Source organism: Actinacidiphila glaucinigra, from assembly GCF_035918135.1.
GTDB lineage: Bacteria > Actinomycetota > Actinomycetes > Streptomycetales > Streptomycetaceae > Actinacidiphila > Actinacidiphila glaucinigra.
Window position 1 is genome coordinate 8,499,849 of the sequence record NZ_CP109144.1, and the last position, 17,458, is coordinate 8,517,306.

The 17,458-nt window shown below is 74.1% G+C and carries 18 protein-coding genes; 3 read left to right on the plus strand and 15 right to left on the minus strand.

Annotation, left to right across the window (positions count from 1 at the left end; all coding sequences use genetic code 11):
* Positions 1 to 155 precede the first annotated feature (155 nt).
* The 11 genes from OIE69_RS38630 to OIE69_RS38680 all read right to left on the minus strand — a co-directional run bounded on the left by OIE69_RS38630 (position 156) and on the right by OIE69_RS38680 (position 8,723).
* Positions 156 to 1,556, minus strand: coding sequence for an aldehyde dehydrogenase family protein (locus tag OIE69_RS38630; protein ID WP_326579703.1), 1,401 nt, complete (start codon positions 1,554 to 1,556; stop codon positions 156 to 158).
* Between the two features lie 199 nt (positions 1,557 to 1,755).
* Entirely contained in the window at positions 1,756 to 2,349 is a 594-nt protein-coding gene (locus OIE69_RS38635) for an aldehyde dehydrogenase family protein (RefSeq protein ID WP_326579705.1), read from the minus strand.
* A 315-nt stretch (positions 2,350 to 2,664) separates the two neighbouring features.
* On the minus strand, positions 2,665 to 3,072 hold the full coding sequence (locus OIE69_RS38640) for a hypothetical protein (RefSeq protein ID WP_326579707.1): 408 nt from the start codon (positions 3,070 to 3,072) through the stop codon (positions 2,665 to 2,667).
* Positions 3,073 to 3,323: 251 nt separating this feature from the next.
* Positions 3,324 to 3,683 carry a hypothetical protein gene (locus tag OIE69_RS38645; RefSeq protein ID WP_326579709.1) on the minus strand — a complete coding sequence of 120 codons (360 nt, stop codon included), beginning with the start codon at positions 3,681 to 3,683 and terminating at the stop codon, positions 3,324 to 3,326.
* A gap of 27 nt (positions 3,684 to 3,710) precedes the next feature.
* Entirely contained in the window at positions 3,711 to 4,331 is a 621-nt protein-coding gene (locus OIE69_RS38650) for a DUF1349 domain-containing protein (RefSeq protein ID WP_326579711.1), read from the minus strand.
* A gap of 130 nt (positions 4,332 to 4,461) precedes the next feature.
* Positions 4,462 to 5,691 (minus strand): PP2C family protein-serine/threonine phosphatase, encoded by a 1,230-nt coding sequence (locus tag OIE69_RS38655; RefSeq protein WP_326579713.1) that lies wholly within the window; start codon positions 5,689 to 5,691, stop codon positions 4,462 to 4,464.
* A 9-nt stretch (positions 5,692 to 5,700) separates the two neighbouring features.
* Positions 5,701 to 6,552: a PP2C family protein-serine/threonine phosphatase gene (locus tag OIE69_RS38660; RefSeq protein WP_326579715.1), complete on the minus strand. Its 852-nt coding sequence runs from the start codon at positions 6,550 to 6,552 to the stop codon at positions 5,701 to 5,703.
* Between the two features lie 54 nt (positions 6,553 to 6,606).
* Positions 6,607 to 7,173 (minus strand): NADPH-dependent FMN reductase, encoded by a 567-nt coding sequence (locus tag OIE69_RS38665; protein WP_326579717.1) that lies wholly within the window; start codon positions 7,171 to 7,173, stop codon positions 6,607 to 6,609.
* Between the two features lie 171 nt (positions 7,174 to 7,344).
* Positions 7,345 to 7,803 (minus strand): ATP-binding protein, encoded by a 459-nt coding sequence (locus OIE69_RS38670; RefSeq protein WP_089228055.1) that lies wholly within the window; start codon positions 7,801 to 7,803, stop codon positions 7,345 to 7,347.
* 105 nt (positions 7,804 to 7,908) lie between these two features.
* Entirely contained in the window at positions 7,909 to 8,340 is a 432-nt protein-coding gene (locus OIE69_RS38675) for a response regulator (RefSeq protein WP_037731260.1), read from the minus strand.
* Complete coding sequence (locus OIE69_RS38680) at positions 8,340 to 8,723, minus strand: hypothetical protein (protein ID WP_326579721.1); 384 nt, start codon at positions 8,721 to 8,723, stop codon at positions 8,340 to 8,342. The genes OIE69_RS38675 and OIE69_RS38680 overlap by 1 nt, the downstream gene beginning before the upstream one ends.
* A gap of 116 nt (positions 8,724 to 8,839) precedes the next feature.
* Between OIE69_RS38680 and OIE69_RS38685 the strand changes: the two genes are divergently transcribed.
* Together OIE69_RS38685 and OIE69_RS38690 are read left to right on the plus strand one after the other, a co-directional pair.
* On the plus strand, positions 8,840 to 10,555 hold the full coding sequence (locus OIE69_RS38685) for a sensor histidine kinase (RefSeq protein WP_392567621.1): 1,716 nt from the start codon (positions 8,840 to 8,842) through the stop codon (positions 10,553 to 10,555).
* Complete coding sequence (locus OIE69_RS38690) at positions 10,552 to 11,799, plus strand: PP2C family protein-serine/threonine phosphatase (protein WP_326579723.1); 1,248 nt, start codon at positions 10,552 to 10,554, stop codon at positions 11,797 to 11,799. Before OIE69_RS38685 ends, OIE69_RS38690 begins: the two co-directional genes overlap by 4 nt.
* On the opposite strand, the gene OIE69_RS38695 is transcribed toward OIE69_RS38690, so the two are convergent.
* Positions 11,764 to 12,732, minus strand: coding sequence for a Ppx/GppA phosphatase family protein (locus tag OIE69_RS38695; RefSeq protein ID WP_326579725.1), 969 nt, complete (start codon positions 12,730 to 12,732; stop codon positions 11,764 to 11,766). The genes OIE69_RS38690 and OIE69_RS38695 overlap by 36 nt on opposite strands.
* A gap of 228 nt (positions 12,733 to 12,960) precedes the next feature.
* Positions 12,961 to 14,268 (minus strand): amidohydrolase, encoded by a 1,308-nt coding sequence (locus OIE69_RS38700; RefSeq protein WP_326579727.1) that lies wholly within the window; start codon positions 14,266 to 14,268, stop codon positions 12,961 to 12,963.
* A gap of 221 nt (positions 14,269 to 14,489) precedes the next feature.
* Between OIE69_RS38700 and OIE69_RS38705 the strand changes: the two genes are divergently transcribed.
* Positions 14,490 to 14,663: a thiazolylpeptide-type bacteriocin gene (locus OIE69_RS38705; protein ID WP_089228050.1), complete on the plus strand. Its 174-nt coding sequence runs from the start codon at positions 14,490 to 14,492 to the stop codon at positions 14,661 to 14,663.
* 114 nt (positions 14,664 to 14,777) lie between these two features.
* On the opposite strand, the gene OIE69_RS38710 is transcribed toward OIE69_RS38705, so the two are convergent.
* Both OIE69_RS38710 and OIE69_RS38715 read right to left on the minus strand, forming a co-directional pair.
* Positions 14,778 to 16,700 carry a TOMM precursor leader peptide-binding protein gene (locus OIE69_RS38710; protein ID WP_326579730.1) on the minus strand — a complete coding sequence of 641 codons (1,923 nt, stop codon included), beginning with the start codon at positions 16,698 to 16,700 and terminating at the stop codon, positions 14,778 to 14,780.
* Positions 16,697 to 17,458: an ABC transporter permease gene (locus OIE69_RS38715; RefSeq protein ID WP_326579732.1), complete on the minus strand. Its 762-nt coding sequence runs from the start codon at positions 17,456 to 17,458 to the stop codon at positions 16,697 to 16,699. The genes OIE69_RS38710 and OIE69_RS38715 overlap by 4 nt, the downstream gene beginning before the upstream one ends.

Genomic DNA, 17,458 nt, shown 5'->3' on the forward strand with positions numbered 1-17,458 from the left:
GAGTACGGCTACTCACTCCGCCCCGCCCCGGTGCGGTGCCGTGGGGACCGATGGGATTGCATCGGCGCAGTTCCAGGCCCTTTCCGTCGTCGCCGGGTACGTGCGCGGCTTCCTCGGCCGTGTCGTGACCTGATCCCGGTGGCCCGGGCGCGCGCTCAGCGGGGCCGGGTGATCATCCGGTGCACGACGTACCCGTCGAGCCCGGCCGTCCCCTCCAGGCCCGTCGCGGTCCCGTTGACGGCCACGGCGCCCGTGCGCAGCCGGCGTGCGACGGCGACGGCGCGTTCGGGGTCGGCCGACCACACGCCGCCGGACATGCGGTACTCGGAGTCGTTGGCCATCCGGACGGCGTCGTCGTCCCCGTCGTGGGCGATGACCGTGATCACCGGGCCGGAGATCTCGTCCTGGGCGATGCGCATGCGGTGGTCGACGTCCGCGAGGACCGTCGGGGTCACGTAGTAGCCCTCCTCCAGACCGGCGGGGGCCCGGGAACCGCCGGTCACCAGGCGGGCGCCCTCCTCTATGCCGAGGTCGATGTACGACATCAGGCGCTCCCGCCGCTCGCGGCCGGCCATCGGCCCGATCGAGGTGTCCGGATCGGCCGGGTCACCCACCTTCAGGGACCCGACGGCCTCCGTGACCGCCGCGACGACCTCCTCGTACCGGCGGCGGGGGGCGAGGACGCGGGTCCGCGCGGCGCATATCCTGCCGTTGTCGCCGAGTGAGGCGAACAGCCCCCGCACCGTCCGCGCGAGGTCGGCGTCGTCCAGCACGATCGCGGCCGCCTTGCCGCCGAGTTCCAGACGGACCCTCTTGAGCTGCTCGCCGGCGAGCGCGGCGACGCGGCGCCCGGCCCGGGTCGAGCCGGTGAAGGCGATCGCGTCCACGTCCGGATGCGAGACCAGGTACTCGCCGGTGTCCCGGTCGGCGGGCAGGACGCTCAGCGCGCCCTCGGGCAGCCCGGCCTCGGCGTACAGCTCGGCCAGCAGCCCCATGGACAGCGAGTTCTCCGGTGTGGCCTTCAGGACGACGGTGTTGCCCGCCAGGAGGGCCGGCGTCAGCCGCGCCGTGGCGGCCGAGAACGGGCACTGCAGGGGGATGACCGCGGCGACGACGCCTACGGCCTCGCGCCGCACGATGGTGTCGAAACCCGGGGAGGGGTCGCGGGAACGGACGGCCTCCTCCCAGCCCTGCTCCTCGGCGGCCTTCAGACAGGCGTCGACCCGCCGCGTCAGGGAGGCCTGCTCCGCGTCCGCGAACCGTCGGGGCGTCCCGGTCGCGGCGGACACCCGCGCCGCGGCCTCCGCCGCGCGTTCCTCGCGCAGCCCGTTGACCCGGCGGATCACCTCCCGCCGCTCCTCGGGGTCCATGTGCGGCCACGGCCCGCTGTTGAAGGCCGCGCGCGCCGTCGCGACGGCGACGTCGGCGTCGCCCGGTGCCGCCTGGGCGGCACGCCCGAGCAGGGAGCGGTCGTGCGGGGAGCGGATGTCCAGCGGTCCCGGATGCGCCGGGGCGGTCCAGACACCACCGATGGAGAGTCTGTCGTACACGATCATCGAGTTCTCTTTCCTGTCCGGGACGCTCCTGTCGGTCCGGGGGCGACGGGATGCCCGACGGCGGCGAGCGGCCCGTCGGCACGCTCCCTGTGAAGCTGATCTTGTCCACGCTCGGGGGAGGCCGCCAGTGCCCGTGACTCCTCGCGACCGCCGTGATCACGTTGACCACCCCCGGAGGCAGTTCGGCCGCCGCGGCGCACTAGGCGACCACCAGGGTGTCCAGCGGACCCTCCGGCGGTGACTTCACGACCACGGCGCAGTCCGCCGCGAGAGCCGCGGGGATCTTGTGCGCGAGGATGCTGAAGGTGGCGTTCCACGGGACGAACAGGGCGGCGACGCCGACGGGTTCACGGATCACCCGGGCGTGACCCCGAAAGGTGGGGCGGCGGTCGTGGAACGCGTACGAGCCGGCGAGCTCGGCGAAGTGGTCGAAGCGACTCCCACCGGCCTGGACGAGCCCCTCCGCGAACGCGACCGGCGCGCCGACCTGGGCCGTCCAGAGCCGGGCCGCTAGCCGCAGCCGCCGGCGGACCTCGTCGGCCGGCCACCGCAGGTGGGCGGCCCGCTCGGGTGCCGACATCCGTGGCCAGGGGCCGTGGTCGAAGGCCGTGCGCGCGGCGGCGACCGCGCGGTCGACGTCCCGGGTGTCCCCAAGGGGCACAGGCAGCAACTCCATCTCCGTGGAGGGGGAGGCGACGGGCGTCCGGCGGATGCCGCTGGGGGAGACCCAGCGACCGCCGATGTGGAAGCACTGGCCGGTTTCCCCGGAGAGCGCTGAGGACAGCTCGAACATGGCGTTTCCCCGAGGTCGGCCGGACCGCCGCCCCTCGCTCGGCCGGATCCGGCGATATGAGCAGGGTGTCGATGGGGCACTTACGGAATGTCTCATGCGAAACATTCCGTAAGGGATGATTCGTCGCCGGTTCGATCCGCCGGGCGCCGCGCGGGTGTACAGCGCGGAAGCCGCGCCCGCCGGTCTCCCGTGGGCGCGGCTTCCGCTTCCGTGAGGTGCGCCACCGAAGCGCTGGTCGCGGGCCTGCTGTGGCCGGTGGCCAGATGTTCGGCCGGCGCCGGGTACCGGTCGTGGACCGGCTCCCGGTGGGGGGTCTTACCAGCCGCCGCCGCCGTGGCCGCCACCGCCGTAGCCGCCGCCACCGCCGCCGTGGCCACCGCCGCCGTGGCCACCGCCACCGCCGTGGCCACCGCCACCGCCGCCGCCCCAGCCGCCACCGTAGCCGCCGTAGCCGCGGTCGTAACCGCCGCCCCAGCCGCCGCCGTGGTCGCCGTAGCCGCGGTCGTAACCGCCGTAGCCGCCGCCACCGTAGCCGCCACCACCGTGACCGCCGCCGCCGCCGCCGTGGCCGCCGCCACCTCCGCCGCCACCGCCGTGTTCGGCATAACTGACCGCTGCTGAGGCCGGTGAGCTCGTCGGTGCCGCGACGGCCGTTGAGGCCGCACCCCCAAGGGCGAGCGCAAGGCCTGCCACTGCGGCGAGGGGCCACTTGGAAATACGCATGAGAACTCTCCTAGCCAGGTCGGTTCCTGGGCGTGGACACGGTTCAAGGGCCACTGCGCCGGACAGTCCGGTCGGCGCCCCACCCCCGTTGCGGGTTGTGAGGTCCCACAGTCAAGTGGTGATGTTCGAAATGTTGCCTTTGCCACTATTTGTCCACGCCCCCCACGCTGCGACCGCCAGGTCGTGACGTCAAGGAGCGAGCCTGGTAGTGCCACTACCAGGCTCGGGGGAAGGCGCCGGAACCGGGGGCGTCAGTCGCTCGGCGAGTCGTCGTCGAAGGGCTCGTCGCTCCACCGGAACCAGGCCTGGTCGTCCTTGATGTGCAGCAGGAACTCGGCCACGGGCCCCGAGGGAGAGGACAGAGTCACCGCGCGGCGCACCTCGCCGTAGGCCGCCTCCCAGGCGGCCCAGGGCTCGTCCTCCTCGGCCGGCGCGGTCATCGCGGCCTGCATCAGGGCGAGTTCGCGGGCGAACAGCGGCCCGACCCGGGCGAAGGCCGGGGCGGGAGTGAACCGCCCCGACAGCCACGGGAAGTCGGCCTCCTCGACCGTGATCTCCCCGACGGGTTCCCCGTCGCTCAGCACCCGCCAGGTCTCGCCCACGAACCCCATCGTGTCCTCACCAGCCCTCCGCGGCCCTCAGCGGCCCTCTGCGCCCGCCTGCTGCGGCTCCTCGTGCAGCGCCGAGTCGGCTGCCCCCCGGGTGAAACGGGTGAACGCCACGCGCAGGCCCGCGCGTTCGGGGGAGCAGCAGAAGGGTCCCGCGGTGGCGACGGCGTCCGGGGCGAGCGGCGCCAGCCGGACCAGCCGCCAGGGGCCGTCGTCGCGGCGTGCACGGATCGTGACCGCGTCACCGGAACGGCTGGCGCGCACGGTGACGGAGTGCCCGGCCCAGTCGGGCACCGGGGCGAGAGACCAGTCCGACACCCCGCGGGTGACGACCGCGCCGAGGTGCGGCACGCCGTCGGACATCTCGATCCCGGCCTTGACCCAGGTCTCCGCGTCGACGCGGATCATGAGCCCGGCCTGGTCGTACAGCGTGTCGAAGTCCGCGCGGAAGGTCACCTCCGTCGACGTGTCCGCCTGGAACGCGGTGAGCAGTGCGTGCCCGTCGTCGCGGACGAAGCCGTAACCGGTGGTGCGCCAGAAGTCGCTGCGGTCGCGGGTGGTCACCAGCATCCCGCGCCCGTCCGCCTCCGCGTGCTGCGGGGCGTTGAGCCACGTGGCCTCGTCCCAGTCGATCGGGCGCTGCTCGTTCATGGGCCGTCCTTCCGGTGGGGCGGGCCTCCCGACACGATGCCGAAGGGCCGCCGCTGGCGTGGGCGGGCCCAGCGTAGATCAGCGTTCCGGCGGCGGAACACGGGTGCGGGCGACGGGGCGCGGCGGAAGGTCATTCCCGCTCGGGGTCGGAGGGCGGCACCGTCGTGGACGGACCGGGCTCGGGGCCGCCGGACAGCGCCGACGGCGCGTCGACCGCCTGCGGTTCGTGCGACAGGCCGATGCCCGCACGCTCCCGCCGCACGGTGATCAGCGCGGCGTCGTCGCCGAGCCGTCCACCGCAGTAGGCGAGGAGGTCCTCGCGCACGTGCCGCACCAGGTCCTCGGGGGTCTTGCGACCCGGCCAGGACGCGACGCGCTCGGCGAGAGGGTAGAAGCGGCCGGACCCGTCACGGGCCTCGGTGACGCCGTCGGTGTAGAGCAGCAGGATGTCGCCGGGAGCGAAGGGGAAGGTGTCCACACCCGGGTGCGAGGGCTGCAGCAGCCCCAGGCCGATGGGCGGCGCAGGCTGGCTCGGGTCGAGCGGCGCGAGGCCGTCGGCGGCCAGCCGGAGCGGGGGCGGGTGGCCGCAGTTGAGGATGCGCACCTCGGGACGGTCGTCGGGGAAGTCCACCAGGATCGCGGTGATGAACGACTCGACCGCGGCGTCCTCCTGCAGGCCGTCACCACCGGCCTGCGCGGCCTTCCAGGACACCGTGGCCTCCAGGTGCGCGTACAGCGCGGGCAGCGGCGGAGCGCGGTAGGCGACGCTGCGGAACGCTCCGAGCAGCAGGGAGGCGTCGCCGATCGCGGGCAGGCCCTTGCCCCGGACGTCCCCGATGAGCAGCCGGGTGCCGCCAGGCGTGCGCACCGCCGCATACAGGTCGCCGCCGATCCGGGCCTGGTCCTCGGCGGCCTGGTAGTCGAAGGCGATCCGCAACGGGCCGATGCGCTCCGGCAGGGGCTGCAGGACGACCTGCTGTGCCGCCTCCGCCACCGAGCGCACCTGCTGCAACTCGGCCTGGTGCCGTTCGCGCAGCCTGACGAAGACCACGGTGAAGGCGGAGACGAGCACCAGCGCGATGATCTCGCTCTGGCGGTACGAGGTGGTGATGGTGCCGTCGGCCACCGACACCACGGTGAGCGCCGCCACCGCGAGCCCCCCGATGAGGGCGGTGAGCCGGAGCCCGCCGAACGACGCGGTCAGCGCCGGCGCCACCACCAGGAGCGGGCCCAGGTGGCCCTCCGTGGGGATCAGCAGATCGCTGATGACGATCGCCACGATCAGCAGTACCGGGACCGCGATCAGTGCGGGATTCCGCTCCGCGGACCAGTACGTGCCTGCGCGTGGTGCAAAACGCATACCTCTTGCTTACACCTCTCCCGCCGACCCCGCCCGTGGCGGAACCCCGGTGGGCACGGGCAGCAGCAGCGCCGTCACGTTGTCGTGGCCGCCCGCGTCGAGCGCGTACCCGACCAGCCACCGCGCGCCGTCCAGCGGCCCCCCGCCGCCCCCGGAGGCGGGTGCGGCGGCCAGCCGGTCCCGCAGGGCCTCCGCACCGGGGAGGTACCGCCACAGCCCGTCGGTGCACAGCAGGAGGCGGCCGGGCACGGCCGGCCGGCCGCTGCGCACCCGCGGCGCGGGCTCGCCGCTCCCGGCGCCCAGCCAGCCGGTCAGGGCGTCCAGTTCGCCGGTGTCGTCGTCGGTCAGCGCGATGGCCAGGCCCTCGTCCGGCAGCCAGTACGCCCGGCTGTCGCCGATCCAGGCACACCACAGGCCGTCCGGACCGGTGACGCCCGCGACGAAGGTGCAGGCCGGTGCCTCGTCCGGGGAGACGGCGAGCGCGGCGACCGCGCGTCCGGCGCGGCGGGTGGCCTCCTCGAGCGCGATCTCCGGCGCGGTGCCGGCGAGCAGCGCCGGTGCCAGCGCGTCCGAGACGACCTCGGCGGCGAGCCGGGCGGCCCGTTCGGACCGGGGCGACATGGACACCCCGTCGCACACCACGCCGATCGTCCACGCGCCGGCCGTGGTCACGGCCATCGCGTCGGCGTTCACCTCGCGCCGCTTCCCCCGGTCGCTGACGCCCGCCGCACCGCCCGCGGTGGCCTCCACGCGCGACCGGAACGCCGGCTGTGCGACGCCGCAGTCCCAGCAGTGACCGTCCGGGGCCACCGTCCCACCGCACCCCGCGCACGCCGGCGCGCCCCCCTGTCGTCCGTCCATGGGAGGACCCTACGAGGGGCCGCACGGTACGAGGAAGGCCTGATGGGGCCGGGGTCAGGACGGCGCGTGGCGCAGCGGCGCCAGGGCCTCGCTCCAGGCCACGACCTCGTCGAGGACGACGCCCAGCTCGCCCGCCCGACGCGGGCCGGGCTCGAAGCGGCTCATGTCGGCGAAGTCCCGGAAGAGGGAGAGCGCCACCTGCGCACGGACGGTGGCCACCCGCAGCTCGGCCATCACCAGGCGCAGGTGCTCCACCGCGCGGGTGCCGCCGACGCTGCCGTACGCGACGAACCCGGCGGCCTTGTTGTTCCACTCGGCGAAGAGGTAGTCGATGGCGTTCTTCAGCGCCCCCGGGATCGAGTGGTTGTACTCGGCCGTCACGAAGACATAGCCGTCGAAGGAGCCGATCTTCTCCGCCCACGCGAAGGTGTGCGGGCGGCTGTACCGGCCCATCGACGGCGGCACCGGCTCGTCGAGCAGCGGGAGGGCGTAGTCGGCGACGTCGACCAGTTCGTACTCGGCGTCGCCGCGGAGCGCGGCGTTCTCGTACACCCACCGGGCGACGCCCGCTCCGATGCGCCCGGGGCGTGTGCTGCCGAGGATGACGGCGATCCTGGTCATGGTGCTGCTCCTGGACGGTCCTGTTTCCGGGTGGCCGGGTGGCCGGGTGGCCGGGCGGTACGCCGGAAGCGGCGGACCGGCGCCTGAGGCACCTTCCATGCGCGCCCGCCGGTGAACCCGGTGGGGCCGGGGGTTCACCCGATCGCCGTCACGGCGGGGGCGTGCCGCGCCTCAGCGGACCCGGGGCTCCAGGGAGATGCGGACCGTGATGCGCTTGCCCACCGGCTGGCGCTGCACGTCGTAGCCCTCGCACAGCGCGAGGATGATCTCCAGACCGTGCTGGCCGATCCGCCCGGGCTCGGCCGCGCGGGCGAGGGGGAGGGTGCTGCTGGTGTCCCACACGGACACCAGCAGCGTCGCCGTGTCGACGTCCACCTCGAGGTCGAGCAGGCCGGGGCCGGGAGCGTACTTGCAGGTGTTGGTGACCAGCTCGCTGACGACGAGCTGCGCGGTCTCGACCGTCTCGACCGGTACCGGGACGCCGTGCTCGCCCTGGACACGGGCGAGGAACCCGGCGGTGAAGCGCCGGGCCGCGGAGATCGCCTCGGAGTCCCCCTCGTGTGCGAATCCCGCGTGGATGCAGGGCCAGTCGGCCAGGTGGGCGGTGCGGCCGTCCAGCCTCGGTTCCATGGTGGTGCCTTTCGTGCTGCTTCCCCGGCCGGCCGCGCTCAGATGCGGCCAGCCGTCCGTCTACCCCGTATTCCGCGTATGACGCTCATCCGCTTCCGGCCACGCTCACCGGCGGGGCAGTTTGGTGACGGTGTCCAGGTAGAAGGCGTCGATGCTGTGCACGGCCCGCTCGAAGTCGTCCAGGTTGACGGGCTTGGTGACGTACGCGTTGGCGTGCTGCCGGTAGGCGCCGGTCACGTCGTCGGGCGCCGCGGAGGTGGTGAGGACGACCACGGGGATCGCGCGCAGTTCCTCGTCGCTCTTGAGGATCGCCAGCAGCTCGTGGCCGTTCATCCGGGGCATGTTGAGGTCGAGGACGATCAGGTCGGGGCGCCGGTTCGCCGGGTCGCGCAGATACTCCAGGGCGGCGAGGCCGTCCTCGACCTGGGTGAGGTTGCGGGCGCCGCGCTCGGCGAGGGCGTCGCCGATGAGCATGGCGTCCGCGGGGTCGTCCTCGACCAGCAGCACGTCGTGGGGGCGGGCTGGGGCGATCATCATCATTGGCTCCGGGTCCGGTCGGTGCGCCGCGGGGGACGGTGGGGGGTGTCGCTGGTCACCAGGCCGGGCCAGCGGCGGCGGGCGCCCTGGCGGCTGATGTTGCAGGCTCGGCCGATCTGGGGGTATCCGGCACCTGCGGCGGCCGCCTGCTCGGCCGCGAGGTTCTCCAGGTGCCCGATCGCCTGCTGGAGGAGGTTGAGCATGTGCAGGTACGCCAGGGCCTCCCCGCGTGCTTGGGTACCGTCGTCGGCGGCGGTCCCGGGGACGGTCAGCGGGCGGAGGGCATGACGTGCCAGGCGCCGGGCGAGGTCGTCGACCGTGCCGATCGCCAGTGCGGCGAGTTCCTCCTCCGGCAGGCGCGGAGCGAAGTGGGTGCCAGGCATGGCCCCCACCTTAGGACCTGCCGAAACGCACGACAACAAGTGTTGTCGCGCGGCCGTTACAGTGGGTTCCGCCCTCGGGCATCCGACGGCGGCGAGGCGAGCGGAGGGCGTTCAGCGTGGCAACGGGCGAGACGATCGTGCAGGCGGACGGCGGCCCGGAGGCGGCGTACGTCCCGGACGACGCCCGGGGCCGGCTGTCGGCGTGGACGACCCGCCGGTGGCTCCGCGTCGGTGTGAGCGTCGCCCTCGCGGTGCTCGCCGCGCTGGGCGCGCTCGGGATATGGGCGCTGGACCGCAGTGGCTCGCTCACCGACCAGTTGGTGGACCAGCGCTCCCCGGCCCTGGTCAACGCCATACGGCTGGAGGCCGCGCTGGTGAACCAGGAGACCGGCGTCCGCGGATACGGGCTGAGCGGGCAACGGCAGTTCCTCGATCCGTACACCCAGGGCCTGGCGGACGAGCGGACCGCCCTCGGCCGGCTGCGTCCCCTCGTCCAGGGCGACGCGCGGGCTCGTGCCGACCTCGACGGCGTGGTGGACGCGGCGGCCGCCTGGCAGGGGCTCATCGCGCGGCCGGTCGCCACCGCTGCCGCCACGCCGGGGGAGCCGGTGCCGCTCGCCACCGAGCGGGCCGACGAGGGCAGGGCGGCCTTCGACCGGGTCCGCGACGCCCTGACCGGCCAGCAGGAGCACCTGCGGCAGGCCCGCATCACCGCCGGCACCCAGCTCGACGCCGCCGTGCGGCTGCGCAACGGGGTGTTCACCGCCATCGCGGTGGTCATCGTGCTGCTGGCCGTTCTCGTCTTCGAGGGGCTGCGGCGCGGCATCAACGGGCCCCTGGAACGGCTGGGCACCGAGGTCCGGCAGGTGACGCGGGGCCGCTTCGAGCGCCCCATCACCGCGACCGGCCCGGCCGACCTGCGGCGGCTCGGCCGGGACGTGGAGGCCATGCGGCGCAGGCTCGCGGAGGAGCTCTCCTTCGCCGAGCGGGCGCGGGAGCTGCTCGACGAGCAGTCCGCCGAGCTGAAGCGCTCCAACGCCGAACTGGAGCAGTTCGCCTACGTCGCCTCGCACGACCTGCAGGAGCCGCTGCGGAAGGTGTCGAGCTTCACCCAGCTCCTGCAGCGCCGCTACGGGGACCAACTGGACGAGCGCGCCGACCAGTACATCGCGTTCGCCGTCGACGGCGCGAACCGCATGCAGACCCTCATCAACGACCTGCTGGCCTTCTCGCGGGTGGGCCGGGTCCACAACCAGCAGAGCACCGTGGACCTCGAGCGGATCGCCGACGCGACGGAAGAGGCGCTGAGCGTGGCCCTGGAGGAGTCCGGCGCCCGGATCACCCGCGACCCGCTGCCCACCGTCGTCGGCGACGCCACACAACTGGGCATGCTCTGGCAGAACCTGATCTCCAACGCGGTGAAGTTCCGCCACCCCGAGCGGGAGCCCCGGATCCACGTCGCGGCCCGGCGCGACGGCGACCTGTTGCGGTTCTCCGTCACGGACAACGGCATCGGCATCGCCCCCGAGTTCGCCGAGAAGGTCTTCGTGATCTTCCAGCGGCTGCACACCAGGGACGCCTACCCGGGCAACGGCATCGGGCTCGCCATGTGCAAGAAGATCGTCGAGTTCCACGGCGGCGCCATCGCCATCGACCCGGGGTACGACTCCGGTACCCGCATCGCCTTCACCCTCCCCGCACAGCAGGACGAGTCCGAGTCCGAGACCGAGACCGAGACCGAGACCGAGACCGAGACCGGTCCCGAGTCCGGGACCGCGCCCGAGCCGGCCGCGGCGGATGCCGACGGGGCCACGAGGGAGCCGCGACCGTGACGACACCCCCCACGCCGCTCGCCCCCGTCGCGCACCACCGGATCCTGCTCGTCGAGGACGACGCCGGCGACGCCCTGCTGGTCACCGAACTGCTCGCCGACACCTCACTGCGGTACACGCTCGTCTGGCACAAGACCCTCGCGGACGCCTGCTTCGAGCTCTCGCAGCGGGCCGCCGACTGCGTCCTGCTCGACCTGCACCTGCCCGACGCCGCGGGCCTCGGCGCCGTCGCCGAGATCCAGCGCGCCGACGCGAACACCGCCGTCATCGTGCTGACCGGTCTGGCGGAGGGGCAGGCCGGTTCCGAGGCCCTCGCCACCGGCGCCCAGGACTACCTCGTCAAGGGCAAGGTAGAGCCGGAACTCCTGCAGCGCGCCGTCCGCTACGCCGTCCAGCGCAAGCAGGTCGAGCGGGCCGGCGCCGACCTGCAGGCCGGCAGGCTGCGGGCGCAGGAGAACGCACGCCTCGAACGCGGCCTGCTGCCGCAGCCGCTGCTGACCACCCCCGCCGTGACCGCCACCAGCCGCTACCTCCCCGGACGCGAGAGCGCCCTGCTGGGCGGTGACTTCCTCGACGTGGTGCAGACCGACGACGGGCTCGTCCACGCCGTGATCGGCGACGTCAGCGGTCACGGGCCGGACGCCGCGGCACTCGGCGTCTGCCTGCGCATCGCCTGGCGTGCGCTCACCCTGGGCGGTCACCGCGGCCCGGAACTCCTGCGTCTGCTGGAGCGGATGCTCGTCGCGGAACGTTCGCACCCCGACCTGTTCACCACGTGCACCCTGCTCACCCTGGACTTCGCCGCGCGGCGGGCGACGGTGCACCTGGCAGGGCACCACGAGCCCCTGCTGACCACCGGCGGCGGCACGCGGCCGGCCGAAGCGGCCCACGGTGTCGCCCTGGGCATCGCGCCGGGCCTGGACCAGTGGCCCGCCACGGTCCTGGACCTGCCGGAGCGGGGCACCCTGACCCTCTACACCGACGGCCTCATCGAAGGCCACGCGGGCCCCGGCCGTGAGCGGCTCGGCTCGGAGGGGCTGCTGCGCCTGCTGGGCAGCACCTCCGTGACGGGGCCCGACGCCCACCTCGACGCGCTGATCGGGCAGGTCCGCGAGCTCAACGAGGAACGCCACACGGACGACCTGGCGGTGCTGCGCCTGGACTGGGACGCGCCGGCGCCCGGTGCGGCCGTGCCCGCCGCCGGCGGTTCAGACGACGCGGCGGTGAGCGGCCGGGGCCGCTGACTCCAGGCGCTCCAGGAGCAGCCCCTCGCGCGTGGACCAGGGGCAGATCTCCACGCTCTCCACCCCGCACATCTCCATCAGGGTCTCGGCCACCAGCGCCCCCGCCAGGGACTGACCCGCGCGGTGCCGTGAGATGCCCGGGAGTCTGGCGCGCCCCGCCGGGCCGTTCGCGGCCAGGACGGGCACGATCTCCCGCACCTGCTGCAGCGACAGGCGGTCCAGGCCCTCGTCGGACGTGCCGCGGGCGGCCGCGAGCCGCGCCAGCTGGGTGAACGTCTTCGAGGAGGCCAGCACCCGGCCGTCCCGCGGCGCCCGGGGCAGGGCGTCGCCCAGCTCGGCGACGGACGCGCGCAGCCGGTCGCGGACCTCGTGCAGCCGGCGCTTGGAGGTGACGGCTTCCACCAGGTCCCAACGGCGGTTGACGGCACGGGCTCCGAGGCGCAGTGAGTGGACCGCGCGCGGCTGCTCCCCGGTGCCGTCGGCGATCTCGACCGTGCCGCCCCCGATGTCCAGGACCAGCAGCGGCAGTCCGTCCTCCCCCGCCCACTGGCGGGCGGCCACATAGGCCAGCCGGGCCTCCTCCTCGCCCGACAGCACCCGCAGCCGGGTGCCGGTGGTCCGGGCGACCTGGGCGATGACCTCGTCACGGTTCGGCGCGTCCCGGATGACGGAGGTGGCGAAGGCGTACACAGAAGGCAGCGAACGCCCTTCGTCCGCCGCCAGGGTCCGGGCCACCGCGTGCTGGACGCTGCGCACGCCCGAGCGGTCGAGCCGTCCCGTCGCGTCGAGCGTCTCGTGCAGGCGCAGCCGCACCTTCCGCGCCAGGACCGGTTCCAGCGGCGAGTCGTCCCGTCGCTCCACGACCGTGAGCAGGGCGCTGTGGCACCCGACGTCGAGCACTCCCGTTCTGCGGACCTTCCGTTGGGTCTTCAATCCTTACCTCCACCCCGTATCGGCACCGCACTGTCCTCATTCCCCGGATCGACGGGTGTTCCTCCCGGGAACGGGCAGCGCGCCGTCCTATTCACGGCCCGGCGCGCCGCCAAGTCAAGATCTTTTGACGAGATAGTTGCGGAGAGCACACAGGCGCTCACGGTTCCCGACGTGCCGTCGGAGTCGGTGGAGGGGCGAATTCCGCCCGGGCGGCGCCCCCTTGGGACGTCACCGGGCCGGCCCGGCCAGTTGTGCCAGGGCGGCCGCCGTCAGGGCGGTGACGCCCGCGGGGACGGACAGGCGGGGGTCGGGACGGAACGCGGGGGAGTGGTTCGGCGGCAGGGCGGCCATCTTGGCCGCGGCGCCCGCACCCGGGGTCCGGGCCCACTGCTCCGGGCCGACGCACCCCAGCATCCAGTAGGCGGTGCGTACCTCACCCGCGCCGTGCAGCGCTGCCCCCGCCGGGCCGTAGAGCGGGAAGTCCTCGGTGGCCGTGGACGCAGGCCAGACGGCGACGCGCCCGGCGCCCAGGGTCTCCTCGTGCGCCCGGCGCACGGCCGCGACCGTGCCGGGGTCCGCAAGCGTGGGCTGCGACTGCGCGAGGACGCGGACGGAGGGTTCGCGCGGGCAGCCGGAGGCCGCGCACTCGGCGGTCACGATGCGGTGCACGGCCGCCGTCACCCGCTCCAGCGCCTCGTCGCCGAACGCGCGTACCGAGACCTCCAGTGTCGCGGACGCGGGCACGACGTTGCCCCGGGTGCCCGCGTGCAGCGAACCGACCGTCAGCACCACCTGCTCGGCCGGACTCGTCTCCCGGGACACCACGGTCTGCAGCCGCAGCACGATCGCGGCCGCGGCCACCACCGGGTCCACCGCCAGGTGCGGGCTGGCCGCGTGGCCGCCCGAGCCGTGCACGACGACCTCGAGCAGCCGACTGCCCGCCAGCACCGGGCCGTGCGCGTGGGCGACCATCCCGGCCGGCAGCGGCGCGGAGTGCTGGGCCAGGACGACGTCGGGGACCGGGAAACGGGTGTACAGGCCGTCCTCCAGCATGGCGCGGGCCCCGCCGAGGGTCTCCTCCGCCGGCTGGCCCACCGTCACCAGGGTGCCCGACCAGTGGCCGGTGGCGCCCGCGAGCAGCGCCGCCGTACCACCGAGGCACGCCAGGTGCAGATCGTGCCCGCACGCGTGCATGACGGGCACCGGGCGGCCCTCGGGGTCGAGGGCGACGACTTCGCTGGCGTAGGGCAGGCCGGTGGCCTCCCGGACCGGCAGCGCGTCGAGTTCGGCGCGCAGGAGAACCACCGGGCCGGGGCCGTTGCGGAGCACGCCGACCACGCCGTGCCCGCCGACACCGGTGGTGACCTCGAGACCCGCGTCCCGCAGTCGCTCCGCGTGGCGCGCCGCGGTGCGCTCCTCGGCTCCGGACAGTTCGGGATGCCGGTGCAGGTCGAGGTAGTCGGCCACGGTGGGGCGCAGCACCGCCGGCAGGCCGTCGAGGACCGGGCCGTACGCGCCGTTCGGGGAAGGGCTCACAAGTGGCTCCCGTCGATGGGGTGTCGGGGCGGGCGGCCCGCCGCGGGGCTGACAGCGGGGTGACAGCGGGACGCGCACGGATCTGCCAGCGGCACCCCTTAGAAAGGAACCCGGGTACGGCGCACGGGTGTGCGGTTGTCCGCAACCGGCGCCCGGAGCCGCGCCCTTGTCGTCGCGTTCACCCATGGGCCGACCGGCCCGTTCCCTCAGGAGGAGACACGATGCCGCAGAACTCGCTGGAGTCGCTCGCCCAGGAGATCCTCGAGCTGGAGTCCGAGACCTTCGAGATCACCGACTACTCGGACGCGAGCGAGGTCATGCTGGGCTCGTCCACCAGCTGCTCGAGCACCAGCACCTGCTCCAGCACCACCAGCACCACCAGCTGCACCGCCTGATCCTCCGGATCCGGGTCATCGCCCTCCGCGCCGCGGTTCGCACCGCCGCGCGGAGGGCTTTGCCGTGTCCCGTCCCGTTCCGGCGGGGCCGGGACACGGTGTACGGCCCGCGGCTCAGGGGAACGGGTGCGGCACGCGCCGCAGCTCGTCCTCCCCGAGATCCGTGCCCCGCAGCCCGGCCCGGCGGAACGCAGTGCGCAGCCGGGGCATGTGCAGGGCGCGCTGACGCGTCCAGCCGAAGTCGATCGGCAGCAGCCCGGGGACCAGGGCGCACACCGTGCGCAGACCCAGCCGCTCCTGCTCGGGCGTCGTCTGGTCGACGGCGATCACGTCGAAGCCCGCCCCGGTGAGGACGTCCCGGCACAGCCGGACGTCGTCGAGGAGGTCCCCGGTGCGCGGCAGTCGCCGCTCCCAGTCCGCGTACAGCTCGCCCGGCGCCCGTACGGCGGCCGGCCGCAGGTACGAGGCGGCGTGCTCCGCCATCTCGGGCAGCCCGAAGAGCGCGGCGTGGTCGGGAAGCCGTCGCACGAGCCCGAAGTCCCCGGCCATGGCGGCCAGTTCCTCCGGACGCTCACGCACCTGCCCCGGCAGGTGGGGGATGTAGGTGAGGATCTCGGAGACCGCCGACTCCACCGCGGTCTCCGGGTCGAAGGCGGCCCCCGCGGCGAAGGCCAGGGTGCCCGGACCGCCGTCGCGGCGCACCGCCAGGCCGGTGGCGACCGGCACCGGCAGGTCCACCCGGTTGTCGAAGACGTGCACGTCGTAGCCCTGCAGGGCGGCCCGGTCGACCATGGCGTGGATGGTCGCGCGGGTGCAGGAGCCGAGGTCGATCTCCGTGAGTGGTGCGTTGCCGTACCAGCCGAGGAGGAAGGAGTCGCGCTCGATCAGCTCCAGCAGCCCGAACAGTACCGCCTCCTCCCAGCAGCTGCCGATGGCGCAGCCGTTGGAGCACTCGAAGACGAAGTCGTCCGCCGCGAGGCCCGCGCTGTAGTGGACGAGCCGGGCGGGGACGAGGACCGGCCGTTCGTCGCGCAGTGACCAGCCCGGCACCCACGGGATGGGGCGGTCCGGAGCGAACGGGTTCAGCATCGGGTCGTCGCGGTACGTCTGCGGCGCGTACAGGCCGCACTCGCGCGGGTCGAGCGCCCGGTCGCCGAGCACGTCGTACGCCTCCGTCAGGAGCGGCCCGCGGCGCCGCCGGTGGGTGCCCGCGTAGCGCTCCAGGCCCTCCAGGAAGGCCAGGTCGCGGCTGGCCCGGAAGGAGTTGGCCTGGCCGCTCCACGTGACGTCGGTCAGGCCCGCGTAGCCGCGCATGAAGACGCTCCCGGCGACCGGCGCGGTCGTCGGCGACTTCACGTCCGTCCAGGTGGTGGCGCCGAGGACCCCGCACACCGGGTTGGCCAGCGCGTCGGCGGGCAGCCCGTACGAGCGCGGGGAACGCAGCCGGTACGCCTCCGGGGACGGCTTGGGCCGGGGCACCGGCACCGGCACCGTCTCCGGCGCCGCGGTCCCGTCCTCGGGGACGCAGTGGGGGCACAGCGGTTCGCCCAGCAGGGGCACCGAGGTGACCTGGAGGGTCGCCAGGTCCAGCCGGGTGACGCGGGGCCGCGGCCCGGACGGGCCGGCGGTCAGGGCGCGCTCGTACAGGGACGAGACGGCGTCGACGACGTAGCCGGGAAGGGCGGGCCGCTCGCCCGCCGCCCGCGTCGCCGTGCCGGTCTCCCACGCCTCGCGCTCCGAACGGGTGCGCAGCCGCTGCCAGCGCATGGCCAGGCACTGCCCGCACGCCCGCTCCGCGGGATCGGTGCCGCGCCATGGGCCGATCAGCACGGCGTCCCAGGTGAGGTGGATCACGGCGGCCGGGCGCTCGGCGCGGTGCGGATCGCGCCCGGGGACGAGGGTGTCGGCGGTGCCGAGCGGCACCACCCGCGGCGGCGCCGCGGGGTGGCGTTCGGCGAGGGCCTCGCGCAACGCGCGGGCCGCGGTGTCCATCAGCGCCGCGGGCGGCGCCGTCACGGGGGCGAGATCGGCGGTCATCCGCGGTTGCTCCAACGGAAGGTCCTGGCGGCGACCAGCGCGAACAGCGCCGCGAAGCCGATGAGTCCGGCGCAGGAGAGGGCGTAGTCGGCCGCGCTGCCGTGGTGGGTCTCGGAGAGCGTGCCGAGGACGCCGTCGTTGAAGTAGCGCAGCGGCAGGGCCAGGGACAGATCGCGCACCCAGCCCGGCATCAGGTCGGCCGGGAAGAACGAACCGGACAGGAACGCCATGGGCACCATGATGCAGTTGGCGATCGCAGCGACCGCCTCGGGCGTGTCGGCGAGGCTGCCCACCACCAGGCCCAGCGCCATGAACGTCGTGATGCCGAGCACCAGCACCGGGATCACCAGCGGCCACCCGGAGGCGAGCTGCAGCCCGAAGCCCGGCAGCAGCGCCACGCCGATGAACAGCGCGGCCTGCGCCAGCCCCACGCCCACGGCGATGGCGTAGCGGGAGGCCAGCACGGACGTCAGCGAGGCGGGTGTGCGCCAGATGAGCCGCAGGATGTCGTCTCGGCGCCAGTGCATCAGGGTGAAGGCCACACCGAACATGGCCGCGTTGCCGACGCCCCACGACAGAACACCGGGGGCGATGTAGTTGATGTACGGGGGGCCGTCGTCCTCGACTGTCTGGCCCTGGAAGATCAGGCCGAAGACGATCAGGAAGAGCAGGGGGAAGGCGAAGGTGAAGAAGACGGTGGTCTTGTCCCGGACCGCGGCACGGAAGTTGGCCCGGGTCAGTGCGGCGTACGCGCTCAC

Coding starts and splice junctions, on each gene's coding strand:
- OIE69_RS38630 (WP_326579703.1), bottom strand. CDS start 1,556: ATGATCGTGTACGACAGACTCTCCATCGGTGGTGTCTGGACCGCCCCG.
- OIE69_RS38635 (WP_326579705.1), bottom strand. CDS start 2,349: ATGTTCGAGCTGTCCTCAGCGCTCTCCGGGGAAACCGGCCAGTGCTTC.
- OIE69_RS38640 (WP_326579707.1), bottom strand. CDS start 3,072: ATGCGTATTTCCAAGTGGCCCCTCGCCGCAGTGGCAGGCCTTGCGCTC.
- OIE69_RS38645 (WP_326579709.1), bottom strand. CDS start 3,683: ATGGGGTTCGTGGGCGAGACCTGGCGGGTGCTGAGCGACGGGGAACCC.
- OIE69_RS38650 (WP_326579711.1), bottom strand. CDS start 4,331: ATGAACGAGCAGCGCCCGATCGACTGGGACGAGGCCACGTGGCTCAAC.
- OIE69_RS38655 (WP_326579713.1), bottom strand. CDS start 5,691: ATGCGTTTTGCACCACGCGCAGGCACGTACTGGTCCGCGGAGCGGAAT.
- OIE69_RS38660 (WP_326579715.1), bottom strand. CDS start 6,552: ATGGACGGACGACAGGGGGGCGCGCCGGCGTGCGCGGGGTGCGGTGGG.
- OIE69_RS38665 (WP_326579717.1), bottom strand. CDS start 7,173: ATGACCAGGATCGCCGTCATCCTCGGCAGCACACGCCCCGGGCGCATC.
- OIE69_RS38670 (WP_089228055.1), bottom strand. CDS start 7,803: ATGGAACCGAGGCTGGACGGCCGCACCGCCCACCTGGCCGACTGGCCC.
- OIE69_RS38675 (WP_037731260.1), bottom strand. CDS start 8,340: ATGATGATCGCCCCAGCCCGCCCCCACGACGTGCTGCTGGTCGAGGAC.
- OIE69_RS38680 (WP_326579721.1), bottom strand. CDS start 8,723: ATGCCTGGCACCCACTTCGCTCCGCGCCTGCCGGAGGAGGAACTCGCC.
- OIE69_RS38705 (WP_089228050.1), top strand. CDS start 14,490: ATGCCGCAGAACTCGCTGGAGTCGCTCGCCCAGGAGATCCTCGAGCTG.
- OIE69_RS38710 (WP_326579730.1), bottom strand. CDS start 16,700: ATGACCGCCGATCTCGCCCCCGTGACGGCGCCGCCCGCGGCGCTGATG.